The sequence below is a fragment of the Hydrogenophaga sp. genome (assembly GCF_035481345.1).
Classification (GTDB): domain Bacteria; phylum Pseudomonadota; class Gammaproteobacteria; order Burkholderiales; family Burkholderiaceae_C; genus Hydrogenophaga.
The window spans coordinates 24,492-43,804 of sequence record NZ_DATIGV010000183.1 but is presented as its reverse complement, the minus strand read 5'-3'; the positions used below and the strand labels follow the sequence as shown (position 1 = coordinate 43,804).

At 68.4% G+C, this 19,313-nt stretch carries 17 protein-coding genes; 11 read left to right on the top strand and 6 right to left on the bottom strand.

Going from position 1 to position 19,313, the window contains the following annotated elements; all coding sequences use genetic code 11:
* Positions 1-32: 32 nt before the first annotated feature.
* The gene (locus VLG41_RS19315; RefSeq protein WP_325351014.1) at positions 33-2,369 is read right to left on the bottom strand and encodes a DNA translocase FtsK; all 2,337 of its coding nucleotides are present in this window, start codon (positions 2,367-2,369) and stop codon (positions 33-35) included.
* A 51-nt stretch (positions 2,370-2,420) separates the two neighbouring features.
* A complete protein-coding gene (locus tag VLG41_RS19310) occupies positions 2,421-3,095 on the bottom strand; it encodes a Crp/Fnr family transcriptional regulator (protein ID WP_009516830.1) in 675 nt (224 codons plus the stop codon).
* A gap of 176 nt (positions 3,096-3,271) precedes the next feature.
* On the opposite strand from VLG41_RS19310, the gene trxB reads away from it, so the two are divergent.
* The 3 genes from trxB (at position 3,272) to rpmG (ending at position 4,819) form a co-directional block, all read left to right on the top strand.
* Positions 3,272-4,219, top strand: a complete 948-nt coding sequence (gene trxB, locus VLG41_RS19305) for a thioredoxin-disulfide reductase (protein WP_325351013.1) — start codon at positions 3,272-3,274, stop codon at positions 4,217-4,219.
* 184 nt (positions 4,220-4,403) lie between these two features.
* Positions 4,404-4,637 carry a 50S ribosomal protein L28 gene (rpmB, locus tag VLG41_RS19300; RefSeq protein WP_325351012.1) on the top strand — a complete coding sequence of 78 codons (234 nt, stop codon included), beginning with the start codon at positions 4,404-4,406 and terminating at the stop codon, positions 4,635-4,637.
* Between the two features lie 11 nt (positions 4,638-4,648).
* Positions 4,649-4,819 carry a 50S ribosomal protein L33 gene (gene rpmG / locus VLG41_RS19295; RefSeq protein ID WP_009516827.1) on the top strand — a complete coding sequence of 57 codons (171 nt, stop codon included), beginning with the start codon at positions 4,649-4,651 and terminating at the stop codon, positions 4,817-4,819.
* A gap of 143 nt (positions 4,820-4,962) precedes the next feature.
* Here rpmG and VLG41_RS19290 read toward each other — a convergent pair whose 3' ends face one another.
* Positions 4,963-6,189 (bottom strand): DesA family fatty acid desaturase, encoded by a 1,227-nt coding sequence (locus tag VLG41_RS19290; protein ID WP_325351011.1) that lies wholly within the window; start codon positions 6,187-6,189, stop codon positions 4,963-4,965.
* Positions 6,190-6,356: 167 nt separating this feature from the next.
* Entirely contained in the window at positions 6,357-7,628 is a 1,272-nt protein-coding gene (locus tag VLG41_RS19285) for an RsmB/NOP family class I SAM-dependent RNA methyltransferase (protein WP_325351010.1), read from the bottom strand.
* Positions 7,629-7,741: 113 nt separating this feature from the next.
* Between VLG41_RS19285 and VLG41_RS19280 the strand changes: the two genes are divergently transcribed.
* From VLG41_RS19280 to VLG41_RS19270, 3 genes are all read left to right on the top strand, one after another.
* Positions 7,742-9,361: a peptide chain release factor 3 gene (locus tag VLG41_RS19280; RefSeq protein WP_325351009.1), complete on the top strand. Its 1,620-nt coding sequence runs from the start codon at positions 7,742-7,744 to the stop codon at positions 9,359-9,361.
* Positions 9,358-10,161: an AraC family transcriptional regulator gene (locus tag VLG41_RS19275; protein WP_325351008.1), complete on the top strand. Its 804-nt coding sequence runs from the start codon at positions 9,358-9,360 to the stop codon at positions 10,159-10,161. Before VLG41_RS19280 ends, VLG41_RS19275 begins: the two co-directional genes overlap by 4 nt.
* A gap of 79 nt (positions 10,162-10,240) precedes the next feature.
* Positions 10,241-10,855, top strand: a complete 615-nt coding sequence (locus VLG41_RS19270; RefSeq protein ID WP_325351007.1) for a LysE family translocator — start codon at positions 10,241-10,243, stop codon at positions 10,853-10,855.
* A gap of 22 nt (positions 10,856-10,877) precedes the next feature.
* On the opposite strand, the gene purN is transcribed toward VLG41_RS19270, so the two are convergent.
* Positions 10,878-11,474 carry a phosphoribosylglycinamide formyltransferase gene (purN, locus tag VLG41_RS19265; RefSeq protein WP_325351006.1) on the bottom strand — a complete coding sequence of 199 codons (597 nt, stop codon included), beginning with the start codon at positions 11,472-11,474 and terminating at the stop codon, positions 10,878-10,880.
* A 146-nt stretch (positions 11,475-11,620) separates the two neighbouring features.
* Between purN and VLG41_RS19260 the strand changes: the two genes are divergently transcribed.
* Entirely contained in the window at positions 11,621-12,802 is a 1,182-nt protein-coding gene (locus VLG41_RS19260) for an acyl-CoA dehydrogenase family protein (RefSeq protein WP_325351005.1), read from the top strand.
* A gap of 10 nt (positions 12,803-12,812) precedes the next feature.
* Positions 12,813-13,928 carry an acyl-CoA dehydrogenase family protein gene (locus VLG41_RS19255; RefSeq protein ID WP_325351004.1) on the top strand — a complete coding sequence of 372 codons (1,116 nt, stop codon included), beginning with the start codon at positions 12,813-12,815 and terminating at the stop codon, positions 13,926-13,928.
* A gap of 88 nt (positions 13,929-14,016) precedes the next feature.
* On the opposite strand, the gene VLG41_RS19250 is transcribed toward VLG41_RS19255, so the two are convergent.
* Complete coding sequence (locus VLG41_RS19250) at positions 14,017-14,574, bottom strand: HNH endonuclease (RefSeq protein ID WP_325351003.1); 558 nt, start codon at positions 14,572-14,574, stop codon at positions 14,017-14,019.
* Positions 14,575-14,733: 159 nt separating this feature from the next.
* Here VLG41_RS19250 and VLG41_RS19245 point away from each other — a divergent pair, with 159 nt between their 5' ends.
* From VLG41_RS19245 to lspA, 3 genes are all read left to right on the top strand, one after another.
* A complete protein-coding gene (locus tag VLG41_RS19245; RefSeq protein WP_325351002.1) occupies positions 14,734-15,798 on the top strand; it encodes a bifunctional riboflavin kinase/FAD synthetase in 1,065 nt (354 codons plus the stop codon).
* A 116-nt stretch (positions 15,799-15,914) separates the two neighbouring features.
* Positions 15,915-18,770 carry an isoleucine--tRNA ligase gene (ileS, locus tag VLG41_RS19240; RefSeq protein ID WP_325351001.1) on the top strand — a complete coding sequence of 952 codons (2,856 nt, stop codon included), beginning with the start codon at positions 15,915-15,917 and terminating at the stop codon, positions 18,768-18,770.
* Positions 18,770-19,294, top strand: a complete 525-nt coding sequence (gene lspA / locus VLG41_RS19235; protein ID WP_325351000.1) for a signal peptidase II — start codon at positions 18,770-18,772, stop codon at positions 19,292-19,294. Before ileS ends, lspA begins: the two co-directional genes overlap by 1 nt.
* Positions 19,295-19,313: the final 19 nt, after the last annotated feature.

Genomic DNA, 19,313 nt, shown 5'->3' with positions numbered 1-19,313 from the left:
AATGTGATTCCCCCGCGGCCGATGAGTTGCACTCATTCGACGCGCCCGCCGACCAGGATGTCGCGTTGCCCGCTGCTGGTGAGCGCACTCACCAGGCCGGCGTTCTCCATGTCTTCCAGCAGGCGCGCGGCGCGGTTGTAGCCGATCTTGAGCTTGCGCTGCACGTAGGAAATGCTGGCCTTGCGGTCCTGCAGGACGATGGCGACGGCCTGGTCGTACAGCGGGTCCTTTTCGCCGCTGGCGTCACCGCCCTCGCCGAACATGTCGCCGCCTTCGCCATCGCCGCCACCGCCATCCAGCACGCCGTCGATGTAGTTGGCCTCGCCCTGCTGCTTGAGGTAGCCCACCACGCGGTGAACCTCGTCGTCGCTCACGAAGGCGCCGTGCACGCGCGTGGGAAAGCCCATGCCCGAAGGAAGGTAGAGCATGTCGCCCATGCCCAGCAGGCTTTCCGCGCCCATCTGGTCGAGGATGGTGCGGCTGTCGATCTTGCTGCTCACCTGGAAGGCGATGCGCGTGGGGATGTTGGCCTTGATCAGGCCGGTGATCACGTCCACGCTGGGGCGCTGCGTGGCCAGCACCAGGTGGATGCCGGCGGCGCGCGCCTTCTGCGCCAGGCGAGCGATCAACTCTTCGATCTTCTTGCCCACCACCATCATCAGGTCGGCGAGTTCGTCGATCACCACCACGATGTAGGGCAGCGTCTCCAGGGGCTCGGGCTGCTCGGGCGTGAGCGAGAAGGGGTTGCCGATGATCTCGCCCCGCGCCTTGGCATCCTCGAGCTTGGTGTTGTAGCCCGCGAGGTTGCGCACGCCCAGCTTGCTCATGAGCTTGTAGCGCTTCTCCATCTCGGCCACGCACCAGTTCAGGCCGTTGGCCGCGTGCTTCATGTCGGTCACGACCGGCGCGAGCAGGTGTGGGATGCCCTCGTACACGCTCATCTCGAGCATCTTGGGGTCGATCAGCAGCAAGCGCACATCCTTCGGGTCGGCCTTGTACAGCAGCGACAGAATCATCGCGTTGATGCCCACCGACTTGCCCGAGCCGGTGGTACCGGCCACCAGGCAGTGCGGCATCTTGGCCAGGTCGGCCACCACCGGCTGGCCGCCGATGTCCTTGCCCAGGCCGATGGTGAGCAGCGAGCGCGCGTCGTTGTAGACCTGCGAGCCCAGGATCTCGGACAGGCGGATGGTCTGGCGCTTGGCGTTGGGCAACTCCAGGGCCATGAGGTTCTTGCCCGGGATGGTTTCGATCACGCGGATCGACACCAGCGACAACGAGCGCGCGAGGTCGCGGCTGAGGTTGACGATCTGCGAGCCTTTCACGCCGGTGGCGGGCTCGATCTCGTAGCGCGTGATCACCGGGCCCGGCGCGGCCGCCACCACGCGCACTTCCACGCCGAAGTCCTTGAGCTTCTTCTCGATCAGGCGGCTGGTCATCTCCAGCGTCTGCGCGTCCACCGTGCTCTGCTGGCCGGAAGCGGCGTCCAGCAGGTCCACCTGGGGTAGCTTGCTGTCGGGCAGTTCGGTGAACAGGGGCTTCTGGCGCTCCTTGGCCACGCGCTCGCTCTTGGGCACCTCGACCATGGTGGGCTCGATGACCACCGGCACGGGGTGGTGCTCCTCGCTCTCCACGCGCTCGGTCTTCACCACCTCTTCGCGCTCGCGCGCGGCGACGCGGCCGATGCGCTCGTCCTCCACGGCCTCGCGCTTCTCGCGCCGGGCCTCGAACCAGCCGTCCACCGTGTGGCCCACCACCTCGGCCCAATGGCCCCAGGAGAAACGAAACACCAGCGGCAGGCAGGCCAGCAGGCCCGCCAGCAACGCCAGCGCCGAACCGGTGAAACCCAGCCAGCGCTCGGCCAGGGCGCCCAGCGCATGCCCCAGCACACCGCCCGCGTGCCCAGGCAGCAAGGGCTCCAGCCGGTACAGGCGGCTCCATTCGAGCGCGCAGCTCAGCATCAGCAACGCCACCAGGCCGCCCCAGAAGGCTGCGCGGCGCATGTGCGGGCGCTGCCACCAGCGCGGGGCATCGGGCACGGGTGAAGGCCCACGCAGCCAGCGCGCCAGGCCCGATAGCCAGGCACGCACACCGGCGGCAAAGCACCACCAGACGGAAAAGCCAAAGAGGAAGTAGCTCGCGTCGGCCACGATGGCGCCGAGTCGGCCGGCCCAGTTGCCGACCTCGGCGGACGTGCCGGTGGTGCTCCAGGCCGGGTCGGCCAGCGAATGGCTCAGCAGGGCCAGCAGCCAGAAGGCCAGCGCGGCGGCCCCGAGCACGAGACCGATTTCCTGGGCGAAGCGCGCGATGCCACTGGGCGCGGACGCGCCCTGTCGATCGGCGTTGAGGGTATTGAGCGAGTACGTCATGGCGCGAATCAAGGGGCTAGCTTACCCCAGCGCCCTGCCCCGCCCCGCAGCTCAACCGAGGGTGTTGAGCCGTTCCTTGATGATGGTGCTGCCGTCCTCGGCGACCTCGATGAAGCCGCGGTCTTCCAGGTCCTTCATGACGCGGCTGACCATCTCGCGCGAGGCGCCGATCATCTTGGCCACGTCCTGGCGCGACACGCGCTCGCGGATCATGAGCTGGCCGTCGCGGCCGGGCTGGGCCTGCTCCAGCAGGGCGCGGGCCACGCGGCCGTACACGTCCAGCAGGGCCAGGGATTCGATCTTGCGGTCGGCCTGGCGCAGGCGCTGCACCAGGCCGCGCATGACGGCGTAGGCCATGGACGAGTTCTCGGGCAGGCAGCGGGCGAACTCGTTGCGGCCCAGGATCAGCACGTCGGTCTGCACCTCGGCGCGCACCGTGGCCGAGTGCGGCTGGTTGTCGATCAGGCTCATCTCGCCCACGTAGTCGCCAGGGTTCATGGTGGCCAGGATGACCTCGCGGCCACGGCTGTCGGTGGTGACGACCCGGGCCCGGCCGGTCAGCACGATGGCCAGGCAGTTCGACTTCTTGCCCTGCTCCACGATCATTTCGCCGCGCTTGTAGCGGCGCTTGACCACCGCATCCGCCACCGACTCGGCCTGCGCCTGCGTAAGGGTCGAAAACAGCGGCACACGGCGAATCAGGTCGAGATTGGACAGAATGGACATGCGTGTATTCCCAGACAGCGGGGAAAGAAAGGGCCCGCTTCCCTACAATCCCGGCCGGTCATGGCTTGCAACGATCGACGCCATTGACGCGCGTTATTTGACTATCGCGCCGGGTATCTCCATATACCCCCTCGACTCTAAACCAATTGCTGCGTTTTTCGATAGCGCGCACCAAGATGAAACACGCCAAAGTCCTGATCCTGGGTTCCGGCCCTGCCGGCTACACCGCCGCCGTGTACGCGGCCCGCGCCAACCTCAACCCCGTGCTCATCACCGGCATCGCCCAGGGCGGCCAGCTCATGACCACCACCGAAGTGGACAACTGGCCTGCCGATGTGGACGGCGTGCAAGGCCCCGAGCTGATGCAGCGCTTCCTGCAACACGCCGAGCGTTTCAAGACCGAGATCGTGTTCGACCACATCAACAAGGTCGACCTTTCCCAGCGGCCGTTCACGCTCACGGGCGACAGCGGCACCTATACCTGCGACGCGCTGATCCTGGCCACCGGCGCTTCCGCCCAGTACCTCGGGCTGCCGTCCGAAGAAGCTTTCATGGGCAAGGGCGTGAGCGCCTGCGCCACCTGCGACGGCTTCTTCTACCGTGGCCAGACCACCTGCGTGATCGGCGGCGGCAACACCGCCGTCGAGGAAGCCCTGTACCTCTCGAACATCGCCAGCAAGGTCTACCTGGTGCACCGGCGCGACAAGTTCCGCGCCGAGCCCATCCTGGTGGACAAGGTGATGGAGAAGGTCAAGGAAGGCAAGATCGAGCTCAAACTGTTCAAGACCCTGGACGAGGTGCTGGGCGACCAGAGCGGCGTGACGGGCGTGCGCCTGAAAGACACGCAGACCGGCGCCACCGAAGACCTGCACCTGCAGGGCTGCTTTATCGCCATCGGCCACCGGCCCAACACCGAAATCTTCCAGGGCCAGCTCGACATGAAGGACGGCTACATCGTCACGAAGTCGGGCCTGAGCGGCATGGCCACCATGACCAGCGTGCCCGGCGTCTTCGCCGCGGGCGACGTGCAGGACCACGTCTACCGGCAGGCCATCACCAGCGCCGGCACCGGCTGCATGGCCGCACTGGACGCCCAGCGCTTTCTGGAGCAGCAAGGGGCCTGAGCCCCTGAGGCCCGCGGTTATGGCTATAATCGCGGGCTTTGCTGAAAGTCCGGCGTTTGCCGAACCGACTGCGATCAAGGGTTACCGCCACCCACAACTGGCGAGGTGAGGCTGGGCGCCAGTTGCCGGGAATTCCCCCGGCGGCCCGCTGCGAACAGCCGTGAAAATGGATCGGAGTGTCCTCATGGCACGCGTCTGCGACGTCACGGGCAAGAAGCCCCAGGTCGGGAACAACGTTTCCCACGCCAACAACAAAACCAAGCGCCGGTTCCTGCCGAACCTGCAATACCGCCGTTTCTGGGTCGAGAGCGAGAACCGCTGGGTTCGCCTCCGTGTGTCGGGCGCCGCGCTGCGCCTGATCGACAAGAAGGGCATCGACGTCGTGCTGGCCGACATGCGCGCCAAAGGCCAGGCTTAAGGAGAATCACCATGGCAACCAAAGGCGGTCGCGAAAAGATCAAGCTGGAGTCCACTGCGGGCACCGGCCACTTCTACACCACGGACAAGAACAAGAAGACCACGCCGGACAAGCTTCTGATCAAGAAGTTCGATCCGAAGGCCCGCAAGCACGTGGACTACAAGGAAGTGAAGCTCAAGTAAGAGCTCGCCTCCCAACAAAAAGCCCGCTGAGTTCAGCGGGCTTTTTGCTTTCCAGGGTGCCATGGATCCGGGTTTCCCGGTCCATTGGCACCGCCCCCTCGAGGGGGTGACGCCGCGCCGCAGGCGCGGCGCGGGGTGATCACTCAAGCATGAGCAGAACGCAGGCGGATGGAGAAATCGCGCAGCGCGGCGATGCCACTCTCTTCCGCGCGGCGGCACCAGGCCTGCAGGTCGGCCGCGAGTTGCTCGCGCGTGGCGTTCGTGCTGGACCACAGGGCGCGCAGTTCTTCGCGCATGGTCACCATCTTGTCGAGCACCGGGTGCTCGGCGCGGGCCTGCGCCAATTGCGGCTTGATCGCCGGCGGCACCTTGTCGTCGTCCCGGTGCAACCAGCGCTTGGCCGCCTTGAGCACCGAGGCGTCGGCCTGGCGCTCCTTGAGCGCGGCGAGCTCCGCCTTGCACGCCACCCGCAGTTCGCGGGCGTAACCGGCCATGACTTCGTAGCGGTTGGCGATGATGGCTTCGAGGGTCCTTTCGTCGGCCACCGGCTTCACTTCGCCGAACGCCATCTTCGGCGGCACCTTCTTGACCGTGGCCAGCCCGACCGACTGCAGGATGCTGATGTACATCCAGCCGATGTCGAACTCGTAGGGCTTGACCGAGAGCTTGGCCGACGTCGGGTAGGTGTGGTGGTTGTTGTGCAGCTCCTCGCCGCCAATGATGATGCCCCAGGGCGACACGTTGGTGCTGCCGTCCACCGCTTCAAAGTTGCGGTAGCCCCACCAGTGGCCAATGCCATTGATGATGCCGGCGGCGGTGAGCGGGATCCAGATCATCTGGATCGCCCAGACCATCAGGCCCAGGGCACCGAACAGCACCACGTTCAGGATGAGCATGAGACTCACGCCCAGCGCGGAATAGCGCGAATAGACGTTGCGCTCGATCCAGTCATTGGGCGTGTTGTGGCCGTAGCGGGCCATGGTGTCGGCGTTCTTGGCCTCGGCGCGGTAGAGCTCGGCGCCTTCCCAGAAGACTTTCTTGATGCCGAAGATGTGCGGGCTGTGCGGGTCACCCTCCTGCTCGCACTTGGCGTGGTGCTTGCGGTGGATGGCCGTCCACTCCTTGGTGACCATGCCGGTGGTCATCCAGAGCCAGAAACGGAAGAAGTGCGCGGCGATCGGGTGCAGATCGAGCGCGCGGTGCGCGGAATGGCGGTGCAGGTAGATCGTGACGCTGGCGATGGTGATGTGCGTGAGCACCAGCGCGATCAGCACGACCTGCCACCAGCTGGCACCGGTCACGCCGTTGATCAGGAAATTCACCACGCCGTCGAGCAACGCGGAAAAGGCACCAGGGTCGGAAGCGGTCATCGAAGTCCTATCAGGACTGCCCGGAAACGGAGGACGAAGCCTTCACACGCGCCCGGGGCAGGCGGGCGGCGCAGGCGGGATTTTAGGCGGGGGGTGTCTCCCGACCAAGCACTTGGTCCGCCCAGAAGGCCGGAAGTGCCCGTAACTTCAGGGCCAATTGACCTCGATCAAGCCTTTTTCCGCCAGACGGCGGCAAAAAAGCCGTCTGTCAGGTGCCGATGGGGCCACAGGCGCAGGAAGCGCTCACCTTCACCGGCGCCGCACAAGGCCTGCGCATCGGGCACCCGCAGCGCCTGCAGCAGCGGCGCCACGGGCTCCGCCTCGAAGCCGGGATGGGCGGCGCCAAAGGCCTCGGCCACGTCTTCGTTCTCCTCGCGCAGCAGGCTGCAGGTGGCGTAGACCAGCCGGCCGCCCGGCTTGAGCAGGCGCGCCGCGCTGTCCAGGATGGTGCGCTGCAGCGCCGCCTGCGCCGCCACCGTCTCGGGGGTCTGACGCCATTTGAGGTCGGGGCTGCGGCGCAGCGTGCCCAGACCCGAGCACGGCGCGTCGACCAGCACGCGGTCGATCTTGCCGGCCAGTCGCTTGATGCGCTCGTCGCGTTCGTGCGCGATGGCCACCGGGTGCACGTTGGACAGGCCGCTGCGGGCCAGGCGCGGCTTGAGGGCGTCCAGCCGGTGGGCGGACGTGTCGAAGGCGTAGAGACGGCCGGTGTTGCGCATGGTGGCGCCGATGGCCAGGGTCTTGCCGCCGGCACCCGCGCAGAAGTCCACCACCATTTCGCCGCGTTTGGCGTCGAGCAGCAGCGCGAGCAGTTGCGAGCCTTCGTCCTGCACCTCGAGTTCACCATTCGCGAACGCCGGCAAGCGGGCCAGCGAGGGCTTGCCCTCCAGGCGGATGCCCCAGGGCGAATGCGGCGTGGGCTCGCCCTTCAGGCCGGCGCCGTGCAGCGCGGCCAGCGCGGCCTCGCGCCGGGTCTTGAGGATGTTCACGCGCAGGTCCAGCGGCGCGGGCTGCAGCAGGCTGGTGGCCAGGGCATCGAATCCCTCGCCCACCTGCTCGCGCAGGGCATGGGCCAGCCACTCGGGCAGGTTGTGCCGGTGCGGCGCCAGCCAGTCGTCCTCGCGGACCTTGACGCAGGCGTCCAGCCAGGCCTTCTCGGGCTCACTCAGCGCGCTCTTGAGGAAGTCGCGGTCCCCCGAGAAGCCCAGGATGGCCAGGCGGCGCCACTTGGAGCCGCTGCCCGAGCGCGCCAGCCACTCGAACTTCAATCGTTCTCGCAACGCGGCGTAGACGGTGTCGGACAAGGTGCCGCGCTCGCGCGGGCCCAGCGATTTGTTCTCGCGGAAATGGCGGGCAACGACGGCATCGGCGGGGTGATCGAAGCGGAACACGGCCTCGATGAGGGCGGCGCATTCGTCGAGCAGGGCTTTGGGGTGCATGGGGGGATTGTCCGCGACCGGTTTCGCCGCCGGGCCGCCCCAAGGCGAAACGCGCCCCCTCGGGGAAACGACCCGCGAAGCGGCGGAACGTGGGGGCTCGATAATCGCCGGTTATGTCCGAGATTCAAGACCAGGTGCGCCGACGCCGCACCTTCGCCATCATTTCCCACCCCGACGCCGGCAAGACCACCCTCACCGAGAAGCTGCTGCTGTTCTCCGGCGCGATCAACATCGCTGGCAGCGTGAAGGCGCGCAAGGCGGCGCGCCACGCCACGAGCGACTGGATGGAGATCGAGAAACAGCGCGGCATCTCGGTCGCCTCCAGCGTGATGCAGATGGAATACCGCGACTGCGTCATCAACCTGCTCGACACACCCGGCCACCAGGACTTCTCGGAAGACACCTACCGCGTGCTCACCGCGGTGGACGCGGCGCTGATGGTGATCGACGCCGGCAACGGCGTGGAGCCGCAGACGCGCCGCCTGCTGCAGGTCTGCCGCGCGCGCAACACGCCCATCATCACCTTCATCAACAAGATGGACCGCGAGGTGCAGCAGCCGCTGGACCTGATGGACGAAATCGAGCGCGAACTCGGCATGACCGTGGTGCCCTTCACCTGGCCGGTGGGCATGGGCAAGACCTTCCGCGGCGTGTACGACCGCCGCGCCGATCAGATGCGCGTCTTCACCGCGGGCGAGGACAAGCGAGGCGGCGAGGAAGAGGTGCTGGCGGGCCTGGACAACCCCGAGAGCGCCTCGCGCTTCGGCAGCGAGTTCGCGCAGGCCAAGGACGAGCTGGAACTGGTCGCGGGCGCATCGCCCGCCTTCGACGAACAGGCCTTCCTGGAAGGCCACCAGACGCCCATGCTGTTCGGCTCGGCCGTCAACAACTTCGGCGTGCGCGAGGTGCTGGACGCGCTGGTGGACCTGGCGCCGCCACCCGGCCCGCGCCCGGCGATCCAGCGCACGGTCGAGCCCGTCGAACCGAAATTCAGCGGCGTGGTGTTCAAGATCCAGGCCAACATGGACCCGGCACACCGCGACCGCATCGCTTTCGTGCGCGTGGCCAGCGGCCACTTCGAGCGCGGCATGCGCCTGAAGGTGGTGCGCAGCGGCAAGGAGCTGCGGCCCAACACGGTGGTGAGCTTCCTGTCGCAGCGCCGCGAACTGCTCGACGAAGCCTTCGCGGGCGACATCATCGGCATCCCCAACCACGGCGTGCTGCAGCTTGGCGACACGCTCACCGAGGGCGAGGCCCTGCAGTTCACCGGCCTGCCCTTCTTCGCGCCCGAGATCATCCGCAGCGTCGAAGTGGCCGACCCGCTGCGCAGCAAGCAGTTGCGCGCCGGCCTCACGCAACTCGGTGAGGAAGGCGCGATCCAGGTCTTTCGCCCCGTGGCCGGCAGCGTGCTGCTGCTGGGCGCCGTCGGCCAACTGCAGTTCGAGGTGGTGGCGCATCGCCTGGAGCACGAGTACGGCGTCAAGGCGCGCATCACCGGCAGCTCGTACAACGTGGCGCGCTGGGTCACCTGCGCGCCCGAGGACGGTGGCGAGCAGGAGCTCAAGCGCTTCATCGACGCCAACGCCCACCGCGTGGCCCTGGACGCGGTGGACGCGCCCACCGTGCTGCTCGACCACATGGCCACGCTGCGCGCGGTCGAGGCCAACTGGCCCAAGATCAAGTTCCACGCGATGCGCGAGCACGCGGGCCTGGTCTTCCACCGATCGATGTGAACGCGGACATCCACCACGTCCAGGTGCGGCCCGGCCCCGTGGCCGGGGTGCACGCCGTGCTCACGCACAGCGCCCGCGGCTTCGGCCGGCACTGGCACGACAGCTTCGGCTTCGGGGTAATGGACGAGGGCGCCCACCGCTCGGCCAGCGGTCGCGGCCCGGTGCTGGCGACGGCGGGCCAACTGATCGCCACCAATCCGGGCGAGGTGCACGACGGCGTGCCCGTGGACGACCGGGCGCGCCGCTGGCGCATGGTCCACATCAGCCTCGAGGCCATGGCCGCGATGGCCGACCTGCGGCCCGGCCACGAAATCACCCAGCCGGTGTTCGACGACACCCTGCTGCGCGGCGCCATCCAACGCCTGTTCCACTGCTGGGACGCAGAGCGTGGGGACTCGATCTGGGAAGAGGCCCTGACCAGCGCCTGCGGCCTGCTGGTCCTGCGCCACGGCAACCGCCAACCCGACGAACCCGGCCTCGACCACGGCGGCCTGAAGCGCGCGCGAGAGCGCCTGCTCGACCGCCTGGACCAAGCCCCCACACTGGGCGAACTGGCTGGCGTGGCGGACCTGTCGCGTTTTCAACTGGTGCGCCAGTTCGCCCGGGCGCACGGCCTGCCGCCCTTCGCCTGGCTGCAGCAGCAGCGCCTGAGCCGCGCCCGCGCCCTGATCGCCACCGGCACGGGCCTGAGCGAGGCCGCCCTGGCCTGCGGTTTCGCGGACCAGAGCCACCTGCACCGGCATTTCGTGCGCAGCTTCGGCTTCACGCCGGGGGCCTGGCGCCGCGCCTGGCTGCAATAGCGTTCAAGACGGCCGGCGCCCATCGCGACAGGATGCGCTCGCGGCCCACCCCGAGGCCGCGTCATCCACGGAGCGCCGCATGCCCAGCCTCGACTTTCTCCTCACCTCCGCCGTCGTGGTGGTCACGCCCGGCGCGGGCGTGCTGTTCACCGTCTCCACCGGCCTGTCGCAGGGGCGGCTCGCGGCGGCTTACGCCTCGCTGGGCTGCACCCTGGGCATCGTGCCGCACATGGCCGCCACCGCCATGGGCCTGGCCGCCGTGATGCACGCGGGCGCCCTGGCCTTCCAGTTGCTCAAGCTGGCCGGCGTGCTCTACCTGCTGTACCTGGCCTGGGCCACCTGGCGCGACCGCTCGGCCTTCGCGGCCGACCCGTTGGCGCCCGCGCGCTCGCCGCTGCGCCTGATGGGCAAGGCGGTCCTGCTCAACGCCCTCAACCCCAAGCTCACCCTGTTCTTCTTCGCCTTCCTGCCGCAGTTCATGGACCCCACCGACCCGGCGCCGATGCGGCAGTTCGCCGTGTTGAGCGCCGTGTTCATGGCGATGACGCTGGGGGTGTTCGTGGTCTACGGCGCGCTCGCCGACGCCTTCCGCCAGCGCGTGCTGGCCTCGCCACGCACGCAGAACGCGCTGCGGCGCGGCTTTTCGGCCGCCTTCGCGCTGATGGCCGCCAAACTCGCCACGAGCGAGCGCTGAGCAAAGGCGTGAGCCGGGGGCCTCAGCCGCCGGCCAGCACCCGCTCCACCGCGCGCGGGTAGATCAGGTGCTCCTGCGTGAGCACCCGGGCCGCCAGCGCCTCGGGCGTGTCGCCCGGCAGCACCGGCACCACCGCCTGTTCCAGGATCTCCCCGTGGTCGAGTTCGCTGGTCACGCGGTGGATGGTGGCGCCAGCGAAGCGGCAGCCCATCTCGATCGCGCGCTGGTGCGTCTTCAGGCCCGTGAAGGCCGGCAGCAGGCTGGGGTGGATGTTGAGCAGCCGCCCCTCGTAGTGGCGCACGAAGCCCGGGGTGAGGATGCGCATGAAGCCCGCCAGCAGCACCAGCGCGGGGGCGTGGGTGTCGATGGCGGCCATCAGCGCGGCGTCGAAGGCCTCGCGGTCGGCGTGCTGCTGGTGGTCGACCACGGCCGTGGCCAGGCCCTGCTCGCGTGCCCAGGCCAGGCCGGCGGCGTCGGGGCGGTTGCTCAGCACCGCCACCACGCCCGCGCCGAAGCGCTCGCGCCAGCGGGCCCGTTTCGACGCCTCCACCAGGGCGGCCATGTTCGAGCCGCTGCCCGAGATGAGGATGACGATCGGGCGGACTGGGGGCGCTGACATGGGGCGGGAGTGTAATGAGGCCGACACGGGCGATCGACCCGGCTGGCGGCTTGTCGCCGCCTCGACACGCAAAAACGAACGGTCGTGCGTAAACTCGATCGTCACGCAACCCGGGGCCCTGAGCGCCCCTGCTGAGGAGACACACGATGGATCTGGCCTTCACGCCTGAGGAACAGGCGTTTCGCGACGAGATACGCGCCTGGGTGCGCGCCAACCTGCCCGCCGAGATCAGCCACAAGGTGCACAACGCGCTGCGCCTGACGCGCGACGACATGCAGCGCTGGGCGAAGATCCTGGGCAAGAAGGGCTGGCTGGGCTACGGCTGGCCCAAGCAGTTCGGCGGCCCGGGCTGGAACGCGGTGCAGAAGCACCTGTTCGAGGAAGAATGCGCCCTGGCCGGTGCGCCACGCATCGTGCCCTTCGGCCCGGTGATGGTGGCGCCCGTGATCATGGCCTTCGGCAACAAGGAGCAGCACGAGCGCTTCCTGCCCGGCATCGCCAGCGGCGAGGTCTGGTGGAGCCAGGGCTACAGCGAGCCGGGCTCGGGCTCGGATCTGGCCTCCCTCAAGACCCGCGCCGAACGCAAGGGCGACAAGTACATCGTCAATGGCCAGAAGACCTGGACCACCCTGGGCCAGTACGGCGACTGGATGTTCAACCTCGTGCGCACCAGCACCGAGGGCAAGCCGCAGACCGGCATCTCCTTCCTGCTGCTGGACATGAAGTCCAAGGGCGTGTCGGTGCGGCCGATCAAGCTGCTCGATGGCGAGTGCGAGGTCAACGAGGTCTTTTTCGACAACGTCGAGGTGCCGGCCGAGAACCTGATCGGCGAAGAGAACAAGGGCTGGACCTATGCCAAGCACCTGCTCAGCCACGAGCGCACCAACATCGCCGACGTGAACCGGGCCAAGCGCGAGTTGGAGCGCCTGAAACGCATCGCCAAGACCGAGGGCGTGTGGGACGACACGCGCTTTCGCGACCAGATCGCCCTGCTGGAGGTCGACGTGGTGGCGCTGGAGATGCTGGTGCTGCGTGTGCTCTCGGCGGAGAAGTCGGGCAAGAACTCGCTGGACATCGCCGGCCTGCTCAAGATCCGCGGCAGCGAGATCCAGCAGCGCTACAGCGAACTGATGATGCTGGCGGCCGGCCCCTACAGCCTGCCCTTCATCGAAGAGGCCATGGAAGCCGGCTGGCAAGGCGACTTCCCCGGCGGCGTGGTGGCCAATGCGCCGCTGGCCTCCACCTACTTCAACATGCGCAAGACCACGATCTACGGCGGCTCCAACGAGGTGCAGCGCAACATCGTGGCGCAAACCGTGCTGGGCTGAGGAGACAAGAATGGACTTCGATTTTTCCGACGACCAGGTCGCGCTGCGCGACGCCGTGCAGAAGTGGGTGGAAAAGGGCTACGGCTTCGAGCGCCGCCGCGCCATCGTGGCGGCCGGCGGCTTCGACCGCGCGGTCTACACCGAACTCGCCGAGCTGGGCCTGGCCGGCCTGTACGTGGACGAAGCCAATGGCGGCCTGGACATGGGCCCGGTGGAGGCCATGGTGGTGATGGAGGAACTGGGCCGCGGCATCGTGCTGGAGCCGCTCGCGCAGACCCTCATCGCCACGGGCGTGATCGGCGCCTACGGGGCCAACGACCTGAAGGCCGCCTGGCTGCCGCGCATCGCCAGCGGCGAGGCCCTGGTGGTGCTGGCGCAGCAGGAGCGCGGCGCCCGCTACCGGCTCGACCGCATCGCCGCCACCGCCAGCCAGACCGGCGGCGCCTGGACGGTCTCCGGCCACAAGCACCTCGTGCCCGCGGCCGATCGCGCCAATGCCTTCCTGGTGCCCGCCGTGGCCAACGGCCAGCCAGCGCTCTTCCTCGTGGAAGCGGACGCCAACGGGGTGAAGACCACCGGCCATCTCACGCAGGACGGTAGCCGCGCGGGTGACCTGGTGCTGGACAAGGCGCCCGCCACGCTCGTCACCGCCAACGGCCAGGCGGCGCTGGAGCACGCCGTCGACATCGGCATCGCCGCCACCTGCGCCGAGGGCGTGGGCGCCATGGACCGCACGCTGGCGCTCACCGTGGAGTACATGAACACGCGCAAGCAGTTCGGCGTCGCCATCGCCAGCTTCCAGGCCCTGCGCCACCGCGTGGCCGACATGAAGATGCAACTGGAGCTGGCGCGCTCCATGAGCTACTACGCCAGCCTCAAGCTCAACGCCCCGGCGGCCGAGCGCCGCGCCGCCATGGCGCGCGCCAAGGTGCAGCTGGGCAACGCCATGCGCTTCATCGGCCAGCAGTCGGTGCAGTTGCACGGCGGCATCGGCGTGACCGACGAGTACATCGGCAGCCACTACTTCAAGAAACTCACCCAGCTGGAGATGACGTTCGGCGACACCCTGCACCACCTGGGCGAGGTGTCCTCGCGCATGCAGGACACCGCCGGCGTGTTTGCTTGACCCCGCCCGCGCCGCGCCTGCGGCGCGTCACCCCCTCAAGGGAGCAACGCCAGCGGCCCGGCAAAGCCGGTTCCGCGGCGTTCCCGGTTCAGGCATGCAGGCGCGACGACTTCGGCAGGTGCGCCATCAGGAACTCCATCTGGTCCGCGAGGATGCGGCGGTTGCGCAGGATGAAGTCCTCCCAGAGGCTGGGCACGTAGGGCGTGTAGAGCAGCGGCATGTGCGCCTGCTCGGGCGTGCGGTTGCCCTTGCGGTGGTTGCACGACTTGCAGGCCGTGACCACGTTCATCCAGGTGTCGCGCCCGTTCTGGCCGAACGGCACGATGTGCTCGCGCGTGAGGTCTTCCTCGTGGAAGTGGTGGCCGCAGTAGGCGCAGACGTTGCGGTCGCGCGAGAACAGCTTCTGGTTCGTGAGCGTCGGCCGAAGCTCGAAGGGGTTGATGCGGGGCACACCCTGCGTGCCGATGATCGAATTGATCGTGATCACCGACTGCAGCCCGGTGATGGCGTTGTGCCCGCCATGGAACACCGCGATCTCGGCACCCGCCTCCCAGCGCACCTCCTCGGCCGCGTAGTGCAACACGGCTTCTTCGAGGCTGATCCAGGACTGGGGCAGTCCCTGGGCCGAGAGCTTCAAAACCTTCAAAACCGGCTCCTTCGTGCAATCGAGACACTGGAAGGGCCCGGAACCCGCGAAGGGCCCCGGGGCCTGCGATTTTCGTGTGCCAATATAACAATCTTTGATGAATGAACGTGTCCATGCGGGACATGCCCCCGCGATGTGACAAAACCAGGCGCCCGACCCATGCAAATCATCCGCGGCCTCTCGAGCCGCCCCCACGGCACGCCCGACGGCGTGCGCGGCTGCGCCCTCACCATCGGCAACTTCGACGGCGTGCACCGGGGCCACCAGGCCATGCTGGCCCTGCTGCAGAACGAGGCCCGCCACCGCGGCGTGCCCAGTTGCGTGATGACCTTCGAACCGCACCCGCGCGACTACTTCGCGGCCCGCCACCGCAAGCCCGAACTCGCGCCCGCGCGCATCGCCACCCTGCGAGACAAGCTCGAAGAGCTGAACCGCTGTGGCGTGGACCGCTGCGTCATCCTGCCCTTCAACGAGCGCCTGGCCTCGCAGACCGCGGCCTCCTTCATCGAGGACACCCTCGTCGGCGCCCTGGGCGTGAAGTACGTGCTGGTGGGCGACGATTTCCGCTACGGCGCCCAGCGAGCGGGCGACTACGCCATGCTCGACGCCGCGGGCGCTCGCCTGGGCTTCGACGTGGCGCGCATGCAGAGCTATGAGGTGCATGGCCTGCGCGTGTCCAGTTCGGCCGTGCGCGAGGCCCTGAGCGAAGGCCGCATGGACGACGCCGCCGCGCTGCTGGGCCGGCCCTACGCCATCAGCGGCCACGTGGTGCACGGGCGCAAGCTGGGCCGCGCCCTGGCCGAATCCGCCCCGGGCAAGGGCGACGGCTTTCGCACCATCAACCTGCGTTTCCAGCACTGGAAGCCGGCCGCCAGCGGCATCTTCGCGGTGCTGGTGCATGGGCTGTGGCCCGAGCCCCTGCGCGGCGTGGCCAACCTCGGCGTGCGCCCCTCGCTCGATCCGGGCGACGCCAACGGCGGGCGCGTGCTGCTCGAAACCCATTGCCTGGACTGGCCCGCGGGCCTGGCGGCCAGCCTGCCGGGCGGGGAGGCCTACGGTAAAATCGTGCGGGTGGAACTGCTGCACAAACTGCACGACGAGCTGAAGTACGACAGCCTCGATGCCCTCACGCAAGGCATCGCGAAGGACGTCGCCGACGCGCGTGCGTTCTTCGAGGCCATGCACGGCCGCACGCACCGGCAGACCACGCGCGACCGAATTTGACGGGCCAAGGCCCGCTCGCTGCCCTTCGACAAGCTCAGGGCGAACGGTCGCTGAATCTCTCGCACACGCGCTCCCCCGCTCGGGCTGAGCTTGTCGAAGCCAACACGCGAATCACCATGTCCGAGACCAAGAACGCCTACCCCGTCAACCTGCTGGACACGCCATTCCCCATGCGCGGCGACCTGCCCAAGCGCGAGCCGGGCTGGGTGAAGCAGTGGAACGACGAGGGCCTGTACCAGCGCCTGCGCGACGCGCGCCGCGGCGCCCCGCTGTTCGTGCTGCACGACGGCCCGCCCTATGCCAATGGCCAGATCCACATGGGCCACGCCGTCAACAAGGTGCTCAAGGACATGATCGTCAAGAGCCGCCAGCTCGCCGGCTTCGACGCGCAGTACATCCCCGGCTGGGACTGCCACGGCCTGCCCATCGAGAACGCGATCGAGAAAAAGCACGGGCGCAACCTCAGCCGCGACGAGATGCAGGCCAAGAGCCGCGCCTACGCCACCGAGCAGATCGGCCAACAGCGCGAAGACTTCAAGCGCCTGGGCGTGCTGGGCGACTGGGAGCGCCCCTACCTCACCATGGCGCCGGCCAACGAGGCCGGCGAGATCCGCGCCTTCAAGCGCGTCATCGAGCGCGGCTTCGTCTACCGCGGGCTGAAGCCGGTGTACTGGTGCTTCGACTGCGGCAGCTCGCTGGCCGAATTCGAGATCGAGTACGCCGACAAGAACAGCGACACGCTGGACGTGGCCTTCGAGACCGATGACGCGGCGAAGCTGGCCGCCGCTTTCGGCCTGAGCGCCCTGCCGGCCGGCAAGAGCGGCTTCGCCGTCATCTGGACCACCACCGCCTGGACCATCCCCGCCAACCAGGCGCTCAACGCCCACCCCGAACTGAACTACGCCCTGGTCGACACACCGAAGGGCTGTCTGGTGCTGGCCGAGACCCTGGTCGACAAATGCCTGGAGCGCTTCGGCCTCGAGGGCACGGTCATCGCCACCGCCACGGGCGACCAACTCGGCGGCCTGCAGTTCCGCCACCCGCTGTACGACGCCGACAAGGGCTACCGGCGCCTGTCGCCCGTGTTCCTGGCCGACTACGTGAGCGACAGCGACGGCACCGGCATCGTGCACTCCTCGCCCGCCTACGGCCTGGACGACTTCAACTCCTGCATCCACAACGGCTTCACCGTCGAGGACATCCTCAACCCCGTGCAGGGCAATGGCGTCTACGCGGCCGACTTCCCGCTCTTCGGCGGCCAGCACATCTGGAAGGCCGTGCCGCTCATCATCGCGGCGCTCAAGGCCGCGGGCCGGCTGATGAGCACCGTGGGCATCAGCCACAGCTACCCGCACTGCTGGCGCCACAAGACGCCGGTGATCTACCGCGCCGCCGCGCAGTGGTTCGTGCGCATGGACGAGGGCGAGGGCGTGTTCACCAAGGACAAGGCGCCCAAGACCCTGCGCCAGACCGCGCTCGAAGCCATCGACCACACCGGCTTCTACCCCGAGAACGGCCGCGCCCGCCTGCGCGACATGATCGCCAACCGGCCCGACTGGTGCATCTCGCGCCAGCGCAGCTGGGGCGTGCCCATCCCCTTCTTCCTGCACAAGGCCACGGGCGAGCTGCACCCGCGCACCATGGAGATCCTCGACCAGGCCGCCGACATCGTCGAGAAAGGCGGCATCGAGGCCTGGAGCCGCGTCACCGCCGAAGAGATCCTGGGCGCCGCGGACGCGCCGCACTACGACAAGAGCAGCGACATCCTGGAGGTCTGGTTCGACTCGGGCTCGACCTTCTCGCACGTGCTGCGCGGCAGCCACGCCAAGGCCTATCCCAATGGCGCCTTCCACACGCAAGGCCCCGAGGCCGACCTGTACCTCGAAGGCCACGACCAGCACCGCGGCTGGTTCCACAGTTCGCTGCTGCTGGGCTGCGCGCTCAACGACCGCGCGCCCTACCGCGGCCTGCTCACGCACGGCTTCACCGTGGACAGCCAGGGCCGCAAGATGAGCAAGTCGCTGGGCAACGGCATCGACCCGCAGGAGGTCAACAAGAAGCTCGGCGCCGAGATCATCCGCCTGTGGGTCGCCGCCAGCGACTACTCCGGCGACATCGCGGGCGACGACAAGATCCTGGCGCGCGTGGTCGACGCCTACCGCCGCATCCGCAACACCCTGCGCTTCCTGCTCGCCAACCTGAGCGACTTCGACGCCGCGAAGCACGCCGTGCCGCTGAACGAACTGCTCGAGATCGACCGCTGGGCCCTGGCGCGCACCGCGCAGTTCCAGGCCGAGGTGCTGGCCCACTACGAACGCTACGAGTTCCACCCCGTGGTGGCCAAGCTGCAGGTGTTCTGCTCCGAAGACCTGGGCGCCTTCTACCTCGACGTGCTCAAGGACCGGCTCTACACCAGTGCCCCCGACAGCCACGCGCGCCGCAGCGCGCAGACCGCGCTGCACCTCGTCGCGCAAGCCATGCTGCGCTGGATGGCGCCCTTCATGAGCTTCACGGCCGAGGAGGCCTGGCCCGTGCTCGCGGGCGCGGCGAACAAGGGCTCGATCTTCTTCGAGACCTGGGCCGACCTGCCGCCGGCCGATGAAGGCCTGCTGACCAAGTGGACGCGCCTGGGCGAGATCCGCAACCTGGCCAACAAGGAAATCGAGAACCTGCGCACGCAGGGCGCGGTCGGCTCCTCGCTGCAGGCCCTGCTCACCATCACCGCGCCGGCCGACGACGCCGCGCTGCTGCGCTCGCTCGGCGATGACCTGCGCTTCGTCACCATCACCTCGGCCGCGAGCGTGGTCGACGGCCCGGAACTGGCCGTGCAAGTGGCGCCCGCCACCGCGCCCAAGTGCGAACGCTGCTGGCACTACCGCGAGGACGTGGGCCACGACCCCGCCCACCCCACGATCTGCGGCCGCTGCACCAGCAACCTCTTCGGCGCGGGCGAAACCCGCACGGTGGCCTGATGGCACGCGCGGGCCTGCGCGACATCGCGCCCTGGCTGGGCCTGGCCGCGCTGGCCTTCGCGCTCGACCAGATCACCAAGTGGCTCATCCTGGCGCGCTTCGCGCTGGGCGACAGCGTCACCGTCACGTCCTTCTTCAACGTGGTGCGTGTGCACAACGAGGGCGCGGCCTTCTCCTTCCTGGCCGGCGCCAGCGGCTGGCAGCGCTGGTTCTTCACCGCCATCGGCATCGCCGCCTCCGTGTTCATCGTCTGGATGCTGCGCAGCCACCCGGGGCAAAAGCTCTTCGCCTTCGCGCTCGCCTGCATCCTGGGCGGCGCCATCGGCAACGTGCTGGATCGCCTGGTGCACGGCTACGTCGTGGACTGGCTGGACTTCCACTGGTCCTTCCTCGGGGGCCTGTTCCCGGGCGGGCACTTCCCGTCCTTCAACCTGGCCGACACCTTCATCTCCATCGGCGCGGCCTGCCTGATCCTCGACGAGATCCTGCGCGTGCGGAAGTCACGCGCCGCGCAGGCCCATTGACGCGGGCCCTCGCGGCCCG

What these genes read in the sequence shown, in the direction of transcription:
- lspA (WP_325351000.1), top strand. Translation starts at nt 18,770, where the DNA reads ATGGCACGCGCGGGCCTGCGCGACATCGCGCCCTGGCTGGGCCTGGCC.
- rpmG (WP_009516827.1), top strand. Translation starts at nt 4,649, where the DNA reads ATGGCAACCAAAGGCGGTCGCGAAAAGATCAAGCTGGAGTCCACTGCG.
- rpmB (WP_325351012.1), top strand. Translation starts at nt 4,404, where the DNA reads ATGGCACGCGTCTGCGACGTCACGGGCAAGAAGCCCCAGGTCGGGAAC.
- VLG41_RS19290 (WP_325351011.1), bottom strand. Translation starts at nt 6,189, where the DNA reads ATGACCGCTTCCGACCCTGGTGCCTTTTCCGCGTTGCTCGACGGCGTG.
- VLG41_RS19310 (WP_009516830.1), bottom strand. Translation starts at nt 3,095, where the DNA reads ATGTCCATTCTGTCCAATCTCGACCTGATTCGCCGTGTGCCGCTGTTT.
- VLG41_RS19315 (WP_325351014.1), bottom strand. Translation starts at nt 2,369, where the DNA reads ATGACGTACTCGCTCAATACCCTCAACGCCGATCGACAGGGCGCGTCC.
- trxB (WP_325351013.1), top strand. Translation starts at nt 3,272, where the DNA reads ATGAAACACGCCAAAGTCCTGATCCTGGGTTCCGGCCCTGCCGGCTAC.
- VLG41_RS19260 (WP_325351005.1), top strand. Translation starts at nt 11,621, where the DNA reads ATGGATCTGGCCTTCACGCCTGAGGAACAGGCGTTTCGCGACGAGATA.
- VLG41_RS19270 (WP_325351007.1), top strand. Translation starts at nt 10,241, where the DNA reads ATGCCCAGCCTCGACTTTCTCCTCACCTCCGCCGTCGTGGTGGTCACG.
- VLG41_RS19280 (WP_325351009.1), top strand. Translation starts at nt 7,742, where the DNA reads ATGTCCGAGATTCAAGACCAGGTGCGCCGACGCCGCACCTTCGCCATC.
- VLG41_RS19245 (WP_325351002.1), top strand. Translation starts at nt 14,734, where the DNA reads ATGCAAATCATCCGCGGCCTCTCGAGCCGCCCCCACGGCACGCCCGAC.
- VLG41_RS19255 (WP_325351004.1), top strand. Translation starts at nt 12,813, where the DNA reads ATGGACTTCGATTTTTCCGACGACCAGGTCGCGCTGCGCGACGCCGTG.
- ileS (WP_325351001.1), top strand. Translation starts at nt 15,915, where the DNA reads ATGTCCGAGACCAAGAACGCCTACCCCGTCAACCTGCTGGACACGCCA.
- VLG41_RS19285 (WP_325351010.1), bottom strand. Translation starts at nt 7,628, where the DNA reads ATGCACCCCAAAGCCCTGCTCGACGAATGCGCCGCCCTCATCGAGGCC.
- purN (WP_325351006.1), bottom strand. Translation starts at nt 11,474, where the DNA reads ATGTCAGCGCCCCCAGTCCGCCCGATCGTCATCCTCATCTCGGGCAGC.